Annotated in this window: 1 protein-coding gene; it reads left to right on the plus strand. The window is 74.6% G+C overall.

The window, feature by feature from the left end:
* On the plus strand, window positions 1–1,480 hold a 1,480-nt coding region (locus H5J30_RS32865; protein WP_181791339.1), incomplete at both ends, for an ABC transporter ATP-binding protein.

Below are 1,480 nucleotides of genomic sequence, written 5' to 3' on the forward strand. Positions count from 1 at the left end.
GCCGCCTCGTCCGGTGCCGGCCATCTCCTCGACGGCCGGGTGCAGTTGGCGTTCCGCCGCCGGCTGGCGGCCCGCCTGGGCCGCGTGCCCATCGGCTGGTTCTCCCGCCGCCGGACCGGCGAGCTGGCCAAGGTGGTCGGGGAGGACGTGGGTGCGATGCACCCCCTCATCGCGCACGCGCCCAGCGAGCTGATCTCCGCCTTCGTCGTCCCGGCCGCCTCCCTGGCGTACCTCTTCACCGTCGACTGGCGGCTCACGCTCGTCACGCTCGTCCCGGTGGTCCTCGCCCTCGCGCACGTTCCGCTCTTCATGGCGCCCGCGCGGGTGCGCGACCAGGAGGAGTTCGACGCGGCCATGGGCCGGATCTCCAGCGCGTCGGTCGAGTTCGTGCAGGGGATCGCCGAGGTCAAGGCGTTCGGCGGCGGCGAGCGCGCGCACCGCGCGTTCCGTACCGCCGCCGACGACTTCGCCGACACCTTCAAGCGGATGGTCCACGGCCTCTCCCCGATCGGGGCGGGCATGCAGGTGGCTCTGTCGCCGCCGTTCGTGCTGCTGGTCGTGCTCGTCGGCGGCACCTCCATGATCACGGCCGGTGCCCTGGCCCCCGCCGACCTCCTGCCGTTCCTCCTCCTCGGCCTCGGCCTCACCGCCCCCGTCGTCGCCCTCGGCCACGGCTTCGACGACCTGCGGGGCGCGCGCCGCGCCGTCGGGCGCATCCGGGACGTACTCGACGTGGACCCGCTGCCGCAGCCCGCCCGCCCGCTCACACCGCGCGGGCACCGCATCGAGCTGCGCGGCGTCCGGTTCGGCTACGGGCCGGAGCGCGACGTGCTGCGCGGGATCGACCTGGTTCTCGAACCGGGCACCGTCACCGCGGTCGTCGGCCCGTCGGGCAGCGGGAAGTCCACCCTGGTCCAGTTGCTGCCGCGGTTCTTCGACCCCGACCGGGGCGCGGTGCTCCTCGGCGGCGTCGACCTCCGCGACATGGCCGGCTCCGACCTGTACCGCGCGGTCTCCTTCGTCTTCCAGGACGTCCGCCTGCTGCGCGCCTCCGCCGCCGACAACATCGCCCTCGCCGTACCGCAGGCAAGCAGGGAGGACGTGATCGGCGCCGCCCGCCGGGCGCACATCCACGACCGGATCCTCGAACTGCCCCGCGGCTACGACACGGTGATCGGGCAGGAGGCGGAGCTGTCCGGGGGCGAGGCGCAGCGCCTCTCCCTCGCCCGCGCCCTGCTCGCCGCCGCCCCCGTGCTCGTACTCGACGAGGCGACCTCCTTTGCCGACCCGCAGACCGAACTCGCGGTGCGCCGCACCCTCGCCACCCCCGCCGGCGACGACAGGACGACGCTGGTCATCGCCCACCGCCTGGAGACCGTCGCCGAGGCCGACACCGTCGTGATGCTCGCGGACGGGGCGATCGCCGAACAGGGCAGCCCGGCGGAACTGCTGGCCAGGGGCGGCGCCTTCGCCGAGTTCT

This window comes from Streptomyces phytophilus, from assembly GCF_013870535.1.
Lineage (GTDB): Bacteria > Actinomycetota > Actinomycetes > Streptomycetales > Streptomycetaceae > Streptomyces > Streptomyces phytophilus.